The following is a 16,920-nucleotide window of genomic DNA, read 5'->3' on the forward strand; positions in this document are numbered from 1 at the left end:
GGGGTGTTCATGCCCATCGAACCGCCGAAGCCGGTGTCGGGGCCACCGCCGCCGTTGCCGCCGCCGCCGCCGCCGTTGCCCCCGCCGCCGCCGTGGCCGCCCTTGCAGCCCTTGTTGCCGCCGCCGTTGCCGCCCCACGAGTCGTCCATGTTGCGGCCGTCGTCGGACGCGCTGCCGAAGCTCTGGGCGGTCAGGCCGTTGCTGTTCTTGTTGTCGTCGCTTCCGTTGTCGTTGCTGTTGTCGTCGCCGTTGTCGCCGCCGTTGTCGCCACCACGACCGCCGTCGTCGTTGCCGCCGCCGCCGTTGCCGCCGCCGTTGCCGCCGCCGTTGTCGCCACCACGACCGCCGCCGCCGCCGTTGTCACCTCCGTTGTCGCCACCGCCGCCGTAACCGCCGCCGCCGTTGCCGCCGCCGTAACCGCCGCCGCCGCCACGACCGTTGTCGTCGTCGCCGCCCCACCACGACTCGCACCGGTCGTCACCGCCGTAGCCGTGACCGCGCCCGTAGCCGCCACCGCCGCCGCCGTGGCCGCCGCCGTGGCCGCCTCCGTAACCGCCCTTCTCTCCGTGCTCGCCGCCGCGACCCTCGCCGCCGCGACCCTCGCCGTCACGGCCCCCGCCGTCACGGCCCTCCTCGCCACCACGGCCGCTGCCGCTGCCGCTGCCGTCGACGCTGACGGTCACGGTCGTCGTGACCTGGCCGTCGGTGCCGTCCGCCTCGTCGCAGGTCAGCTGGACCTGGTAGGAACCCGCGGGCGTGGTCTTGTCCACCAGGAGGCGGAGATTGTTGGTCGCGGCCGTGCCGACCGTTTCCACCTTCGGGATGGTGGTCACGTAGGTCGGCGCCGTGGTGCAGCCGCCGAGCGTGAAGGTGACCACTTCGCCCGGTGCGACGCGGCCGTTGTTGGAGACGGAGACGATCGGGTCTGCGACCGCCACACTTGCCGGCAGGACGACGGCCGAAACCGTCATCGCCGCCGCTGCGAGAATGCGTGAACCACGCATGGGGGGAACCTCCTTGCGGACGGGGCAGGCGGGATTGGAGATCACCGCGACACGTACTGCGACCGCGTCCTTGAGATCCATGGCACGAGGGCGGAGATCTTCACGCACCTCGGAAACGGCACAGGCCTTCCCCCGGACGGGGCATCAGAATTCTGGCCGGAACAGCGTTGTCGCAGGTGGGGAGCCTTACCCGCAGCGGCGTCAGAAAAATGTGAAGAGCTGGTCAAACGGGTGACCGGCAGCGGGTCCGCCGGTGCATCAGGCGATGGTCAGTCAGCCGATGACCTGTCAGGCGACATGCCGTCAGCACGCCGCTGCCGGGAAGCCCACGGCATCGCCTTGCGACACCGCCCCTACGGGGCGCGGACGGGCGCGATGGCACCGGGACAACGGGGCTTGCCGACTGGCGATCTCACGCAGATTCACCAGAACGGCTCACCGGGGGTGTTCATGCACCGCGCCACGAGGGCCTCGGGCCCCCGGGTCTCCCGCGACCTCGACGCCCGTTTCCCGGCGAGGGCGACGGTCCGGCCCGGGCCGGCGATCGGTACGGGGCGGGTGAGCCGGGCGCCGGTGAACCCGAAGCTCCCGGAGCGGCGTTGGCCAGGGCGGGCGAGCACGGGCCAGCACCACCGGCAGACCCCGCACGAGCCGCGAGCACCGGCCACGGCAGCGGCCGGGCCGCGGAGAGCGGTCCGCGACCAGGAAACCGCCCGCCACCCAAGTGGCGCGCGCGTGGTACACGACGCCCGTGGCGACGGCCAGCGAGCGCGAGCCGTAGAGCCCCGGCGCGTGCGGATGGTGAGGGCCCATCAGGACACGGTCGGCATCATCGGCGCTCGTCCTGGCGGCGCGGCACCGGATTGCCCCCGCTGCCGCAGCGCCGCCACCCGATCGGGTGGGGAGCACATTGCCCGGTTGGCGCTGATCCATCCGCGTTTGACGCATACTTCGGTTTAACATCATTTATGACGGACTGTCACTCATGACCGACCGGTCGGAGCTGAAGGACTGCGATGCTGCGAAACTCCGGGGATCACACCACCCCCGTGCCCTGGTACGGACAGCCCGACGCCTGGTACGGGCAGCCCGACCCCTGGTTCGGCCAGCCGTTCGTGCCCGGGCACACGGCGGACGGGACACAGGCGCCCGGCCGGCCGGGCCGCGCGCCGCAGCCCCCGGCCCGGGCCCGGCCCACCCCGCCCGCCGCGCAGGCGGGACAGCCGCCCGCGAAGAAGCGGAAGGCGAAGGACACGTCCACCGCGAAGGCACAGCCTCCGGCGAAGGGCCCCGCGAAGAACCCGGCTCCGGAGCCCGCGAAGCCGCCGGCGCCGGTCGCGGGGAAGCCTCCGGCCCGGCCCGCGGCCAAGGACGCCCGCCCGGCCGCCGGCGCCGCCCCGGCGCGGACCCGGCGTCGGCTCGTGCGCCGTCCCGGTCCTCCGCGCGGCGGCACCGCCGGTCGGAGCGGGAGCGGGCGCCCCGGGCAGCTGAAGCTCACGCGGCGCGGCCGCGGCGCGGTCGGGGTGCTCGTGTGCTCGGTCCTCGTCGCGGGCGTGGTGCTGACCTTCGAGGGCTTCGCCGGGATGGACGGCCCGCCCCAGCCGTCGGCCGCATCGGCGGCGCAGTCCGACGCGGCGGCGATCAAGGCGCCGCCGCCGCTCCCGCCCGCCCAGCCGACACGCATCCGCATCCGCTCCGTGAGCATCGACGCGCCGATCATGAACGTGGGGCTGGACAGCCGCGGCGTGATCGCGGCCCCGCCGCTGGAGAAGGCGGGCGAGGCCGCCTGGTTCAAGGACTCGGTCAGCCCGGGGGCCCGGGGCTCCTCCGTCATCGTGGGGCACGTCGACAACGAGAGCGGGCCCGCGGTCTTCTACAGCCTGGGGGCGCTGAAGAAGGGTTCGACCATCGACGTCGTGCGGGACGACGGCACCACCGCGATCTTCACCATCTACGGCATCGAGGTGTTCACCAAGGCCGAGTTCCCCGCCAAGCGCGTCTACGGGGACACCAAGGACCCCGAGCTGCGCGTGATCACCTGCGGCGGCACCTACAGCAAGGACTCGGGGTACTCGGGCAACGTCGTGGTCTTCGCCCGCATGTCCAAGACGAAGCAGGCCAAGGTGTGACGGGTGCGGGCGGGCGGCGGGGACCGGTCGTCAGGTCCAGGCCCCGCGTTCGGTGTACACCGCGCGCAGGGCCTCCAGCCGGTCCGTCATGATCCCGTCCACGCCCAGGTCCAGCAGGGTGCGCATCCTGGCTTCGTCGTTGATCGTCCACACGTGCACCTGCAGGTCCAGTCCGTGCGCCGCCGCGAGGAACGCGGGGTCGACGACCCGGATGCCGTACGCCTGCTCGGGCACCTGCACGCACACCGCGCCGCGCCGCCGCGCCGCGGCGAGGAGCAGCCGTTCGGCGGCACGGCCGCCGCGCGAGAGCAGCCGTAGCTCCGCCACGCCCCGGGTGCCCAGCGAACTCGCCAGCCGCGGGCCGCCCAGCGCGCGGGCCCGGACCAGCCGGGCCTCGGAGAACGAGCCCACGCACACCCGGTCCCAGGCGTCCGCGCGGCGCACCGCCTCCACCAGGGGCTCGACCGCGGCGTCCGACTTGGTGTCCACGTTCCAGCGGGCCTCCGGGAACTCCTCCAGCAGTTCCTCGAACAGCGGCACCGGCTCGCGGCCCGCCACGCGTGCCCGGCCCACCTGGCTCCAGGGCAGGTCCGCGATCCGCCCGCCGGTGTCGGTGACCCGGTCCAGGGACGCGTCGTGGAAGGCGACCAGGACGCCGTCCGAGGTCAGGTGGACGTCGGTCTCCAGGTAGCGGTAGCCGAGGTCGACGGCCCGCCGGAAGGCCCAGGCGGTGTTCTCCAGGCCGTCCGCCGTGCCTCCGCGGTGGGCGAAGGCGATCGGGGCCGGGCTGTCCAGGTACGGATGGCGTATGGCGCTCACTCCGGCAGTATGGCGCGCCCCTCCGGGGTGTCCGCCACCGGCCGCCCCCCACGGGCGACGACCACCGATTCGTCCTCCGGCCGCGACCGCGGCAGCTCGAACAGCCGCAGGAAGAACTGGGCCAGCGGCCCGATCGACACCGCGTACACGACCGTGCCGATCCCGACGCTGCCGCCGAGCACGAAGCCGACCGCCAGCACGGTCACCTCGATCGCGGTGCGCACCAGGCGGATCGAGCGGCCCGTGCGGCGGTGCAGGCCCGTCATCAGGCCGTCGCGGGGGCCGGGGCCGTACCGGGCGGTGATGTAGAGGCCGGTCGCCACGCCGTTGAGCACCACGCCCGCCACCAGCAGCGGGATCCGCACGCCCAGACCGTGCGGCTGGGGCAGCAGGGCGAGGGTCGCGTCCATCGACAGGCCGACGACGAAGACGTTGGAGACGGTGCCGAGGCCCGGCCGCTGCCGCAACGGCCACCACAGCAGCAGGACGAGCGCGCCCACCGCCACCGAGACCAGGCCGATGCTGACCCCGGTGTGCCGCGAGATGCCCTGGTGGAGGACGTCCCACGGGTCGAGACCCAGCGCAGCGCGCACCTGCAGGGCCGCGCTCGCGCCGTAGAGGGCCAGTCCTGCGTACAGGTGCAATAGGCGGCGTGCGGTTCTGGATTGGCCCTCCACGGGACCCCCCTATGGCCATGACGAGTGGATGCGCGACACTATGTGGCATGGTCCTGGGAGAAATCCATGGCCAATATGCGGAAGGTGGACCGGAAACCATGTCGCAGTGGACCGCAACGGTAGGGGTCACTCATCTCGCGCGTCTGCTCGAGCCCCGTCCGGCGCAGCGCGCCACCGGCCGCCGTGTCCCCGCCTACCGGGGGCTCGCCGACGGCATCCGGGTCCTGGTCCTGGAGGGACGCGTGCCCGTGGCCGCACGGCTCCCCGCGGAACGCGAGCTGGCACTCGCCCTGGCCGTCAGCCGTACCACCGTCGCCGCCGCGTACGAGGCGCTGCGCGCCGAGGGCTTCGCCCGGTCACGGCGCGGCGCCGGCACGTGGACCGCCGTCCCGGAGGGCCACGCCCTGCCGACCCGCGGTCTGGAGCCGCTGCCCCCGGACGCCGCGGGCACCGTCATCGACCTCGGCTGCGCGGCGCTGCCGGCACCCGAGCCGTGGCTGACGCGTGCGGTCGAGGGCGCCCTGGCCGACCTGCCGTCCTACTCGGCCACCCACGGCGACTTCCCCGCCGGGCTGCCCGTGCTGCGCGAGGCCATCGCGGCCCGCTACACCGCGCGCGGCATCCCCACCCTCCCCGAGCAGATCATGGTGACCACCGGCGCCATGGGCGCCATCGCGGCCGCCGTGCGCCGCCTGGGCGCCCCCGGCGAGCGTGTCGCCGTCGAGTCGCCGAGCTACGCCAACGTCCTGGAACTGCTGCGGGAGAACGGTGCCCGGCTCGTCCCGGTCGCCATGCGCGAAGGGCTCGGCGGCTGGGACCTCGACGCCTGGAAGCGCGTCCTGCGCGACGCGGCTCCCCGCATGGCCTACGTCATGCCCGACTTCCACAACCCCACCGGCACCCTCGTCCCCGACGACCAGCGCCGCGCCCTCGTCGAGGCCGCCCGCGCCGCCGGGACCGTCCTCGTCGCCGACGAGACCATGGCCGAGCTGCCGCTCGACGCCGCGGCACCCGCGCCGCGCCCGATGGCCGCCTTCGACCGCGGCGGCAGTGTCATCACCGTCGGCTCCGCGAGCAAGGCCATCTGGGCCGGGCTGCGCATCGGCTGGGTCCGCGCCGCGCCCGACGTCGTACGCCGCCTCGTCAGCGCCCGCGCCTACCTCGACCTCGGCTCACCCGTCGTCGACCAGCTCGCCGTGGCCTGGCTGCTGCGCACCGGGGCGTGGGACGACGCGGTCGCGGCCCGTCGTGAACGGGCCCGTGCCCACCGCGACGACCTCGTGGCGGCGCTGCGCGAGCGGCTGCCGGACTGGGAGTTCGCCGTCCCGTCCGGCGGCATGACCATGTGGGTGCGGACCGGCGACGTCTCCGGCTCACGCCTCGCCGTCGCGGGCGAGCGCCTCGGCGTCCGCGTCCCCTCGGGTCCGCGCTTCGGCGTCGACGGCGCCTTCGAGGGCTACGTCCGGCTGCCCTTCACCGTCGGGGGGCCCGTCGCGCGCGACGCCGTCGAGCGCCTGGCGGCAGCCGCGCAGACCGTCCGCGACGGAGGCGGCTCCGAGGGCGAGGGCGCTGGGCTCTTCGTGGCCTGAGGTGGCCTGCCGTGGCCTGATGGACCCCCGGACAGGAGCCGGGACGGCTCGCCTGGCGAGCCGTCCCGGTCGGGGACGCCGTCCGGCTCAGCGGCCGTCGGGGAGCTCCGTGAGGCGGAGACGGAGCTCGACCTCCTGGTCGCCGGAGACCGATCCCTGCTCCTCGAGGCGGAAGGAGTCGCCGAGCACCTTCTTGACCTCGCGTACGTGACGGGGCCCGCCGGAGAGGTCCGCGGTCAGGGAGCCGTCGAGGTGGACGGGGCCGAGTTCGTGGCCGTGGCTGCGGGTGTCGACGGAGGCGGCCCACACGGTCGGGTGGGAGGACCCGGGGCGGGGCTCCACGGCCTCGGTGAGCGACTCGCCGGGACGTGTCGGGAAGGCGGCCTCCAACGCGCCGAGCACGGCTCCGGCGTCCTGGCGCTCGCAGCCGGTGAGGAGGACGTCGACGTGGGAATTGGTGTGATGACTGCTCATCAGCGGTTCTCCTATCGCAGGAGGCCCGGCACGGTGCGTCCGGCACCGCAAGCCGCGCCCCCCTTCAGCGTAGGACGGCGACCGGGTACCCGCAGCGGGCGCCCTGCGCGCCCTGCGCGTAGAGCGAGGGCTGGGTCACGTTCCGTCGCGGCCGCCGTGGTCGGCCCCCGCGCGAGGGCGGGGGCCACCACGGGCGCGGGCGGCTAGAACGTCAGCTTCCAGCTGTTGATGTAGCCGGTGTCCTGGGAGGCCACGTCCTGCACGCGCAGCTTCCACGTGCCGCCTGCGACCTCGCTCGACGCGTTGACCGTGTACGTGGCGATGACGTTGTCCGCGGAGTCGCTGCTGCTGGAGTTCTTCAGCCGGTAGCTGCTCCCGTCCGGGGCGACCAGGTCCACGACGAGATCGCCGCGCCAGGTGTGCCGGATGTCCACGCCGACCGCGAGGGCCGCCGGGGCGTTGCCGCTGACGCCGCTGACGGTGATCGAGGACGTCACGGCCGCGCCGTTGTCGGGGACGCTGACGTCCGCGGTGTTCTCGAAGACCGTGCCGGGCGGGGGAACGGTGGCGGTGCCCAGGGTCCAGATCGCGTTGGCGATCGCGTCGCTGTTGTTGTCCAGCGCGGTGTCGTTGATGTTCGACGCCGTGTCGCAGGAGGAGTGGTAGCAGCGGTCGAAGGCCTGCCCGGCCGTGCCGCCCCACTTCTGCGCCTGTGCCGAGGTCTTGGTGTAGTCGGCGCCGGAGAACAGCCCGCCGACCGGGATGCCCGCGTTCTTGAAGGGCGCGTGGTCGGAGCGGCCGTCGCCCTCGGTCTCGATCTCGGTCGCGATCCCCTTGGCGGTGAAGAAGTCCTTGAAGACCTTCTCCAGTGCGGCGTTGTCGTCGTAGACGAAGTAGCCGGGGTTGGGCGAGCCGATCATGTCGAAGTTCAGGTAGCCGTCGATCTTGGCCCGGTCGGTGGTGGCCAGGCCGTTGACGTACGCCTTGGAGCCGATCATGCCCAGCTCCTCGGCGCCCCACCAGCCGAACCGCAGGTGCTTCGTGGGCTGCAGGTTCTCGCGTGCGACGGCCAGGGCGGTCTCCAGGACCGCGGCGGAACCCGAGCCGTTGTCGTTGATGCCGGGCCCCGCGGTGACCGAGTCGAGGTGCGCCCCCGCCATGATCACGTGGTTGGTGTCGCCGCCGGGCCAGTCGGCGACCAGGTTCCAGCCGGTGGCGCCGCTGGAGGTGAACTGCTGGAGCGTGGTGGTGTAGCCGGCGGCGTCCAGCTTGGCCTTCACGTAGTCGATCGAGGCCCGGTACCCGGCTCTGCCGTGGGCACGGTTGCCGCCGTTGGCGGTGGCGATCGACTGCAGCTGGCTCAGGTGCGCCTTGACGTTCGCCACCGGGATGTCGGGGGCTGCCGCGAGGGCGGCGGGCCGTGCGGAGGCGGGTGTCGCCGACGCGGGTGTCGCGGAGGCGGTGAGCAGGGCCGCGGCGAGCGCGGTGGCGGCCCCGGCCGCGACGATCTTGAATGCGGGCACAGGTCACTCCGGTGTGTGGGGGATGGAGTTGCGCGGGACTGTGCGGGCGGTACGGAGGCATACTTGACGTGTGCATGCCTGGGCGCATCCTGTGGGTCGCGGGGCCTTCCGTCAAGAGCGCATACCGGACGCCGCGTTCCGGGAACCGGGCGCGCTAGGGTCGTGACATGGCTGACGACGAAGGCCCCGTGCGGGTCGACGCCTGGATCTGGTCCGTACGGCTCACCAAGACGCGCTCCATGGCCGCCACCGCGTGCCGTGCCGGGCACGTGCGGGTCAACGGCGAGCGCGTCAAGCCCGCGCACGCGATCCGCCCCGGTGACGAGGTGCGGCTGCGCGGTGCGGGGCACGAGCGGATCGTCGTCGTCACACGCCTGGTGCGGAAGCGGGTCGGCGCGGCCGTCGCCGCGGAGTGCTTCGTCGACAACAGCCCTCCGCCGCCCACCCCAGAACAGGTGCCGGCCCCCGTCCTCCGTGACCGTGGCACGGGCCGGCCGACCAAGCGGGACCGGCGGGACATGGAGCGGCTGCGCGGCACGCGCTGAGACGGGGCGGTGGGTGGTCAGCCCGTGGCGGTGGCCGGGAGGCCGAGGGCGGTGAGGCGCGCGCGTGCCTCGTCGAGCTGCGGCCAGCCGTCCGTTCCGGCGAGCAGCGCCTCGCCGGAACGCTGCTCCCGGGCGGCGGCCACGCGGTCACCCGCGAGGGCCAGCGCCTCGGCCAGGTGCAGCCGGCACAGCCCCTCCGCCACGGGATGGCGCAGACCGCTCAGCACCGTGAGGGCGGCCTCGAACTCCCGGACCGCCGCGGCGGGATCGCCCAGCAGGACGAGCAGGCCGCCGAGGTCCCCGCGGGCGTAGGCGGTCCCCGGCGCGTTGCCCAGCTCCTCGAACAGGCGCAAGGCCGTACGGTGGCAGGCCAGCGCGGTCGCCGTGTCCCCCTCCTCGCGGGCCACCAGGCCCAGGCCGCCCAGACCGTACGCTTCGCCCAGCCGGTTGCCGGCGCGACGGTGGACCGCCACAGCCTCCTCCGCCGCGGCCCGGGCCTCGGCGACCCGGCCCTGCCGCAGGTACGCGGCCGCGGCCAGCCCGCGCAGCTGGGCGTACGCGGGTGAGGAGCCCACGCCGTCCGCCAGCAGCGACAGCGCCCGCTCCGCTTCCCGCGCGGCCGCGTCGAACTCCCACCGCACCAGGTGCACCGTGGCCAGTTTCCCGAGTGCGTCGGACTCCTCGGGGGGCATGCCGAGCCCGCGGTACAGATCCCGCGCACGGCGCAGGTGGTGCAGGGCCCCGGCGGTTCCGCCCGTCTGCCGCAGTACGTCCCCGAGGTGGCGGTGCGCGTCCGCCTCCCACTTGGTGTCGCCGGTCCGGCCCGCCAGCTCCGCCGCCTCCCGCAGCAGGGGCGCCGCCTGCTCCAGGTTGCCGTCCGCACCGTGGATGGAGCCGATGACCAAGGCGGCGCGCGCGGTGATGCGCGCGTCGCCGGCCGCCCGTCCGGCATCCTCGGCCGCCCGCCAGACCCGCAGCCGCTGCGCGTGGTAGTGCTGCAGGTGCCAGCCGTGCTCGGCGGCCTCGGCCAGCCGGAACACGCGCTCGTGGGCACCGGCCGCCGCGCCCTGCCGGGCGACCGCGGCGAGGTTGGCCGCCTCGTCCGCGATCCAGCGGGGCGGGTGGTCCCCGGCTGCGGCCGCGTACCAGTCCAGGAGGCGTTCGGTGATGCGGTCCGCGGAGCCCGGTGGTTCCTCCGCCGCGAGCCGTTCGCGGGCGAAGAGCCGGATCAGGTCGTGCAGGCGGTACCGCTCCCCGCCCGAGCCCTCCACGAGTTGGGCGTCCACCAGGCGGTCGACCCCGTCACGCGCCTCGGACCCGCCCGTCCCGGCCAGCGCGGCCGCCGCCCCCACGGGGAACTCCCCGCCCGGGAAGGCGCCGAGCCGCCGCAGCAGGCGGCGGTCCCGCGGGGCCAGGTCCTCGTAGGCGGTGCCGAGCGTGGCGCGGACGGCCCAGGCGCGGAAGTGGAGTTCGTCCAGCCGGGTCCGTTCGTCCTCCAGCCGCCGGGCGAGTTCGGCCACCGCCAGCCGGGACCGGGCGGCGCGCGCGCCCGCCACCCGGATCGCCAGCGGCAGCCCCCCGCAGGCCCGGACCACCGCCGTGGCGGCCTCCGCGTCGGCCGCGCCGCCGTCCGATCCGCTGACGCGGGCCAGCAGTACCAGGGCCTCGGCGGTGCCGAGTGGGGCGAGCTCGAACGCGACCGCCTCGGGCAGATCGGCCGGCAGCGGGCGGCTGGTCACGATCGCCGCACACCGCGGGCCCGCGGGCAGCAACGGCCGTACCTGGGCGGCGTCCTGGGCGTCGTCCAGGACGACCAGCAGCCCGCGGTCCGCCGCCAGGGTGCGGTAGCGCGCCGTCAGGGCTTCGGTATCGCCGTACGGGGCCGGTTCGGCGTCGCCGAGGGCGGCCAGGAACCGGGCGAGCGCCTCGTCCGGGCTCATCGGATCGCCGCGCCCCGCACCGAGGTTCACGTACAGCTGGCCGTCCGGGTACGCCGCGCGCAGCAGGTGCGCCAGCCGGTTGGCCAATGTCGACTTGCCGACTCCCGGCGGGCCGGCGATCGCCACCACCCGGGCGCCGCCCGCGATCGCGGCCCGCAGCGCCGCCTCGTCGGCCTCCCTCCCGGTGAAGTCGGCCACCTCGGGCGGCAGTTGCGCGGGGTTGAGGCGCGGGGCCGGATCCGTTGCGACCGCCGTGGACGGCGCCGCGGGGAGTTGCAGATGCTGCTGCCACAGGGCCAGCCCGGCCGCGGCGACCGCACCCGCGCCGACCGCGGGCCAGGCCCAGACGGCCAAGGGGCGGAGCGCGGGCGGCAGGACGCCTCCCGTGGCGACGTTCACCGCGACGGCCAGGGCCACCGACACCACGCCCGACGCCAGTGCCATAAGCGCGAGCACCCAGCCTCGCCGCACCGCCCCACCCCCAAGACCACCGTCGCCCGGTCCCGCGCAGGATCCCGCGAACCCCGCCCCTCGCGGAAGTGCCCGTCGGCGCCCGCACGGTACCGGTGGCCGGCATCGCCGGGCGGGCCACGGCCTCGGCTTGGGGTATGCCTCGGATCCGCCAACGCCTGGTCCCTGGGCTCTCGCCCCGGGGCGGCGTCAGGAACCGCCGTCGCCGGGGCACCTTGTGCGGTCGCCGGGTGGGCGTGGGGCACGGCGCGGGCGCGCCGTCACTCGTTGTGGAGGACCTGCGCGATGGTCAGGCGGGCCGCGCGGCGGGCGGGGAGGTAGGCGCCGAGGACCGCGATGGCGATGCCCGTCACGGCGAGGGCGGTCAGGGCCGGGGGGTGCCAGACGTCCGTCATGTACGGGGGGAGGGTCAGGTCGACCGCGTCCACCATGCGCGGGACGACCTGCCGGTAACCCCAGATGCCCAGGGGGACGCCGAGTGCGGAGCCGAGGGCACCGAGGGCGGCCATGGAGGTCGTCATCATCACCGTGACCTGCCGCGGGGTCATCCCGATGGACTTGAGCATGCCCAGGTCGCGGCGCCGGTCGCGGGTGTTGAGGACGACCGTGTTGAAGACGCCGAGCGACGCGACGACGGCCAGCATCGCGGTGAGCACCGAGGCGGAGCCGACGACGGTCTGGGTGATGGCGTTCGGGCCCGTGACGGCCGGGCTGACGCCCGGGTCGGCGGCCGCGGCCGCGCGGGCGTAGGCGGCCGGGTCGGTGCCGTCGCGGAGCTTGACGTGGTAGGCGATGGGCTTTTCCCCGGGAGCGAGCGCCGTGAACGTCGGCCAGTCGGCGACAAGCAGTTGGCCGTCGCTCTCCATGAACGCGCCGACGACGGTCACCTCCTCGCTCCGGTCGCCCTTCCGCAGCCGCACGGCGTCGCCGACGCGCAGTCCGGACTGCCGGAGCCAGGCCGTTCCCGCGACGACTTCTCCGGCCCGCCGCATCCAGCGGCCCTCGGTGAGCACGCCGCCCAGTTCGGGCCCGTCGCCGCGGCGGCCCTCGAGCATGGCCTTGCGCGTGGAACCGGCGACCGTCACGTCCACGTCCCCCCGGGCGGTGATCCCGGCGACTCCGGGCAACGAGCGGAGCAGGGAGTCGAGTTCGGGGTCCGTGTGTTCCGGGTCGACGACCTCGCCGTGCCGCACGTTGCTCGCGTACACGGTGACCTGGTACGCGTCCCGGCCCGCGTTGCCGAACCGGGTCATCGTCGTGGCCAGGCCGGACGCGAACGTCACCGTGGTCACGCCCAGGACCACCGCGGCCACCGTGAGGGCGCTGCGGCCGGGCCGGGCGAACGGCAGCCCCATGCCGAGGCTCACCGAACGCGGCAGCCGGCTGCCGGCCAGGCATCGCTGGACGCCCAGGGCGCGCCCCGTCCGCGGGGCGGTACCCGCGCTGATCGCCCGCGCCGCGGAGAGCCGGTGCGCGCGCAGCGAGGGGGCCAGCGCGGCGAGGACGCAGACGGCCGGCATGCCGAGCAGGGCGAGCACGTTCACCCAGGGCGCGATGCCGACGCTGTCGTGGAACACGCCCGCGTCGGGCCCGGTGAACGTGAACTCGAAGAAGGGCCCCGCCAGCAGGTTCCCGGCGACCACGCCGGCGGCGCAGCCCAGGACCGCGGGCGCGGTCACCATCACCAGGTACACGGCGAGCACCTGTCCCGGTGTGAACCCCAGGGCCTTGAGAATGCCGATGTGCCGGAAGCCGGAGATGACCGCGCCGCTCACCACGTTGGCCACGATCAGCACGGACACGACGATGCCGAGGATGCCGAAGGCCATCAGGTAGGGCGCGTACGCCCGCGCCGCCCCGCCGATCCGGTGCTTGAGCGTGAGGTACGACTCGGAACCGGCGAGCGCGCCCTGCGGGAGCCGTGCGGTCACCGTCCCGAGCTGTTCGCGGAGCCGGGCGTCCGACGAGGCGTCGGAGAAGCGGAGGAGCAGCTGCGTGGTGGCCGGGTGCAGCGCGTCGATCTGGGCGGGCGCCACCCAGGCGTCCGCGGTGCGGCTCAGGTCGAAGGCGAAGCCCACGATGGTGAGCGTGGGACCGGAGGGGACCGGGATGCGTTTGCCCAGGTCGTCGTCGGTCCAGTCCGGCTGCCGGTTGAGGACCACCTCGCCGGGCGCCGTCGCCCAGCGGCCCGCCCAGAGGTCCAGCCGGTCCACCGCCCCGCCCGGCTCCGCCCGGCCGACGACGGTGACCTCGCCGAAGACCCCGTACTTGGCGGTGTCCCGCGGCAGCTCGACCGTGGCCTGCGGGAACGGTCCGCCGACGGCCTCGACGCCGGGTTCCCGCGCCGCCTGCGCCAGTTGGGCGTCCGAGGTCCTGGACCGGTCGAACACGGCGACGACATGGGGTCCGTGCTGCTTGCCGAAGGCCTTGTCGAAGGGCGCGGAGGCCGCGTCGACCAGTCCGAGCGCGACGACGATCGCCCCCGTCGAGGTCAGGGTGACCAGCGCGATGACGAGGGTCTGGAGCCTGCGCCGCCGTACGGCCGCCCGTGCGGCCCGCCACACCGCCCTCATGCGGACGGCTCCAGGGTGTGCTGCCCGGTCACCCGGCCGTCGGCGAGGGTGACCAGGCGGCTGGCGCAGCGGCGCGCGAGGTGCTCGTCGTGCGTGACCATGACGAGCGTCTGCCCGATCTGGTTGAGGTCGAGGAGCAGGTCCATCACCTGCTCGCCCGCGCGGCTGTCCAGGGCGCCGGTCGGCTCGTCGGCGAGCAGGAGGGCGGGCCGGTTCATCAAGGCGCGTGCCACGGCGACGCGTTGCCGTTCGCCGCCGCTCAGCACGGCCGGATAGGCGTTCGCGCGGTCCGCGATGCCGAGTTCCTCGAAGAGTTCCAGGGCGCGGCGGCGGGCCGGCCGGGCGGGGGTGCCGGTCAACTGGGCGGCGAGCGCGACGTTGTCCAGCGCGGACAGGTCGTCGACGAGGTTGAAGAACTGGAAGATCATGCCGATGCGGCGCCGCCGGTACAGGGCGAGGCCCCGCTCGCTCAACCTCCCCACGTCCTCGCCGTGCACCAGCACCGTGCCGGACGTGGGCCGGTCCAGGCCGGCGATCATGTTGAGCAGGGTGGACTTGCCGCACCCCGAGGGGCCCATCACCGCCACCGCCTCCCCGGCGCGGATCTCCAGCGTGACGCCGTTCAGGGCCGTCGTCTCGCCGTATTCCTTGCGTACGCCGTCGAGCCGTACGACGGTCTTCCCGCTGCTGTCCTCAGTGACCATGCACAGGACGCTAGGGGCGCGGCGCGGCCCGGACATCCCTCCCCGGATGGCACATTGCCGGGGATCTCATCCTGGGGATGCAGGAACCCTGCATCCAGGGGCTGATGCGTCCGGGGTGGTCGTCTGCGAAGGTGATCCGGTGGCGAGAGGGGAACCGGACGTGCTGGTCGTGGCGCTGGGGGTGGCGTGCTTCGCCGCCGTGTGCCTGGCGGTGGCCCTGGTGCGCACGCGGCGCCGCTGGCAGGCGGCCGTGGGGGAACGCGGCTGGCTACTGGAGCGGGAGCGGGAGAGCGCGGCGCGCGCCGCGGTGGCGGCCGAACGGGACCGGATCGCACGGGAGTTGCACGACATCGTCAGTCACAACGTCAGCCTCATGGTGGTCCAGGCCGGGGCGGCGCGTGAGGTGCTGGGCACCATGCCGGACGAGGCCGCGGCGGCGCTCCGGGCGGTCGAGGACGCGGGGCGCGGCGCCATGACCGACCTCCGGCACCTGCTGGGACTGCTGGCGCCGTCCGCGGACGGAGTGGACGGCGAGGACGCCGGGGGTGGGGAGCCTGCTCCGGGTGGGCCCGGCGACGAGGGCGTCGAGGCGCTGGCCCCGCAGCCCGGCCTGGACCGGCTGGGGGCGCTCGTCGACCGGGTCTCCTTCGCCGGGCTGCCCGTCGAGGTGCGCGTCTCCGGCGAACCGCGCCCCCTGCCGCAGGGCATCGACGTGACGGCGTACCGCATCGTCCAGGAGGCGCTGACCAACGCGCTGCGGCACGGCGACGGCGGGAAGGCGGAGGTGACGGTGCGGTACGCGGAGCGCGCGCTGCGCGTCGAGGTGCTCAACACCGGCCCCAGCGTGCTGAACGGAGCCGGGAGCGCGCAGTCCGCGCAGTCCGTGACGGCCCGCAACGTGGCGCGCCGCCGTGAGGGCACCGGACGCGGTCTGCTGGGCCTGCGCGAACGGGTCGCGGTGTACGGCGGAGACCTGGACGCCCGGCGCCGCCTCGGCGGCGGTTACCGGGTCAGGGCACGCATCCCGCTGGACCGGCCGTGACGGCGGCCGCGGACGGGGCGGCCCCCGCGGCCCCCCGCGTGCTCATCGCCGACGACCAGACCCTCATCAGGACGGGCTTCCGGCTCATCCTCACCGCGCGCGGCATTACGGTGGTCGGCGAGGCCGCGGACGGCGCGGAGGCGGTCGCCGAGGCACACCGGCTGCGGCCGGACGTCGTGCTGATGGACATCCGCATGCCGGCCATGGACGGCCTGGAGGCCACCCGCCGCATCCTGGAGCGGACCCCGCAGTGCCGGGTGCTCATCCTGACCACCTTCGACCTGGACCGCTACGTCTACACGGCGCTGTCGTTGGGGGCGAGCGGCTTCCTGGTCAAGGACGTCACGCCGGAGCACCTGGCGGCGGCCGTACGGCTGGTCGACACGGGGGACGCCCTGCTGGCGCCGTCGATCACACGGAGGCTGGTGGAACGCTTCGCCTCCGGGGCCGCGGCCGCGCAGGACGGGCCTTCGGTCCACACCGACCTCGCCGTCCTGACCCCCCGTGAGCTGGAGGTCCTCACGCTGCTGGGCCGTGGCCTGTCCAACCTCGAACTGGCCGCGGAACTGACGCTGAGCGAGGCGACGGTGAAGTCGCACGTCGCCCGCATCTTCGCGAAGCTCGCGCTGCGGGACCGGGCCCAGGCGGTGGTGCTGGCCTACGAGACGGGCCTGGTGCGGCCGCGCGGCCCGGGTGCCGGAGGTTCCCCGCAGCGGTGACCCCGCCGCCCGCGAGGCACGGGCGCCCCAACGTAGCCCGTGTGCGGGTCGCTCGCTCCCCGCCCTCCCGCCGGCCGGTGCTGCGACGGCGTGGTCGCAAGTCACGTGGACCCTCGCCGGGTTGCCGCTCCGGGACCGCGCTCAGGCGATGGGTCAGCCGCAGTCTGCCGCGCGGAGGCGTTCTCGCACGGCGAGGTGCCGCGGCGGTGGCAGTGACGTCGCACGTCGACCACCTTCTTGCCCCGCTTGGTGTGTGCGACCGTTCCCCGGCAATGGTGCCGCCCCATGGGGCGGCAGGACGGCCTCGGCGCGGGGAACCGCCGGACGGTGGGCCGCAGTCGATGGCGACGCCGCCAGGGCTGCCGCGGGCGCGGGACCCTCGGCGCCGAGGGTCCCCCGGAGTGCTGAACCGCCAGACTGCGGGCCGGGGTCGCCGGGCGGGATGCGCGCCGTGGCGATGGCGCGCGGAGCGACGCCGAGGGGTGCCCGGGGCCGGTGACGGTGCTGCGTCGCCGGAGCGGTGAACCGCGGCCTTTGGGGGGCCGTTGAGGAGCCCGGTGCGCGAGGCACGGGTGCCGTCCCGAAGTCCTTGCGTGGGTCGGCGCTTCAGGACCGTGCCCGGGCGTCCGGCCGCGGCGAGGTGTCGCGGCGACCGGGGTCTCCCGGAGCGACGCCGAGGGGTGGCCGGGACCGGTGACGGTGCTGCGTCGC

At 74.8% G+C, this 16,920-nt stretch carries 13 protein-coding genes; 5 read left to right on the forward strand and 8 right to left on the reverse strand.

The features are described from left to right. On the reverse strand, nucleotides 1-1,004 hold a 1,004-nt coding region (locus PV350_RS34510), incomplete at its 3' end, for a hypothetical protein (protein WP_500337517.1). Between the two features lie 1,487 nt (nucleotides 1,005-2,491). Between PV350_RS34510 and PV350_RS34515 the strand changes: the two genes are divergently transcribed. Then, nucleotides 2,492-3,133, forward strand: coding sequence for a class F sortase (locus PV350_RS34515; protein ID WP_499517012.1), 642 nt, complete (start codon nucleotides 2,492-2,494; stop codon nucleotides 3,131-3,133). 30 nt (nucleotides 3,134-3,163) lie between these two features. Here PV350_RS34515 and PV350_RS34520 read toward each other — a convergent pair whose 3' ends face one another. Together PV350_RS34520 and yczE are read right to left on the reverse strand one after the other, a co-directional pair. Then, entirely contained in the window at nucleotides 3,164-3,952 is a 789-nt protein-coding gene (locus PV350_RS34520; protein WP_499515578.1) for a glycerophosphodiester phosphodiesterase family protein, read from the reverse strand. Then, on the reverse strand, nucleotides 3,949-4,629 hold the full coding sequence (gene yczE / locus PV350_RS34525) for a membrane protein YczE (RefSeq protein ID WP_500337518.1): 681 nt from the start codon (nucleotides 4,627-4,629) through the stop codon (nucleotides 3,949-3,951). Before yczE ends, PV350_RS34520 begins: the two co-directional genes overlap by 4 nt. Before the next feature lie 98 nt (nucleotides 4,630-4,727). On the opposite strand from yczE, the gene yczR reads away from it, so the two are divergent. After that, complete coding sequence (gene yczR / locus PV350_RS34530; protein WP_499515580.1) at nucleotides 4,728-6,218, forward strand: MocR-like transcription factor YczR; 1,491 nt, start codon at nucleotides 4,728-4,730, stop codon at nucleotides 6,216-6,218. An 87-nt stretch (nucleotides 6,219-6,305) separates the two neighbouring features. Here the strand turns inward: yczR and PV350_RS34535 are convergent, their stop codons facing one another. Both PV350_RS34535 and PV350_RS34540 read right to left on the reverse strand, forming a co-directional pair. Beyond that, the gene (locus PV350_RS34535; RefSeq protein WP_499515581.1) at nucleotides 6,306-6,692 is read right to left on the reverse strand and encodes a hypothetical protein; all 387 of its coding nucleotides are present in this window, start codon (nucleotides 6,690-6,692) and stop codon (nucleotides 6,306-6,308) included. A gap of 203 nt (nucleotides 6,693-6,895) precedes the next feature. Next, nucleotides 6,896-8,215, reverse strand: a complete 1,320-nt coding sequence (locus tag PV350_RS34540; RefSeq protein ID WP_499515582.1) for a M28 family metallopeptidase — start codon at nucleotides 8,213-8,215, stop codon at nucleotides 6,896-6,898. Nucleotides 8,216-8,382: 167 nt separating this feature from the next. Between PV350_RS34540 and PV350_RS34545 the strand changes: the two genes are divergently transcribed. After that, nucleotides 8,383-8,760: an RNA-binding S4 domain-containing protein gene (locus PV350_RS34545; protein ID WP_500337519.1), complete on the forward strand. Its 378-nt coding sequence runs from the start codon at nucleotides 8,383-8,385 to the stop codon at nucleotides 8,758-8,760. 17 nt (nucleotides 8,761-8,777) lie between these two features. Here PV350_RS34545 and PV350_RS34550 read toward each other — a convergent pair whose 3' ends face one another. The 3 genes from PV350_RS34550 to PV350_RS34560 form a co-directional block, all read right to left on the reverse strand. After that, a complete protein-coding gene (locus tag PV350_RS34550) occupies nucleotides 8,778-11,144 on the reverse strand; it encodes an ATP-binding protein (protein ID WP_500337520.1) in 2,367 nt (788 codons plus the stop codon). Nucleotides 11,145-11,431: 287 nt separating this feature from the next. Further along, entirely contained in the window at nucleotides 11,432-13,744 is a 2,313-nt protein-coding gene (locus tag PV350_RS34555; protein ID WP_500337521.1) for an ABC transporter permease, read from the reverse strand. Further along, a complete protein-coding gene (locus PV350_RS34560; RefSeq protein WP_500337522.1) occupies nucleotides 13,741-14,448 on the reverse strand; it encodes an ABC transporter ATP-binding protein in 708 nt (235 codons plus the stop codon). The genes PV350_RS34555 and PV350_RS34560 overlap by 4 nt, the downstream gene beginning before the upstream one ends. Nucleotides 14,449-14,587: 139 nt before the next feature. On the opposite strand from PV350_RS34560, the gene PV350_RS34565 reads away from it, so the two are divergent. Continuing rightward, the gene (locus PV350_RS34565; protein WP_500337523.1) at nucleotides 14,588-15,490 is read left to right on the forward strand and encodes a sensor histidine kinase; all 903 of its coding nucleotides are present in this window, start codon (nucleotides 14,588-14,590) and stop codon (nucleotides 15,488-15,490) included. Continuing rightward, nucleotides 15,487-16,209 (forward strand): response regulator, encoded by a 723-nt coding sequence (locus PV350_RS34570; protein WP_500337524.1) that lies wholly within the window; start codon nucleotides 15,487-15,489, stop codon nucleotides 16,207-16,209. Before PV350_RS34565 ends, PV350_RS34570 begins: the two co-directional genes overlap by 4 nt. Nucleotides 16,210-16,920: the final 711 nt, after the last annotated feature.

This window comes from Streptomyces sp. PA03-6a (assembly GCF_033792765.1).
GTDB lineage: Bacteria > Actinomycetota > Actinomycetes > Streptomycetales > Streptomycetaceae > Actinacidiphila.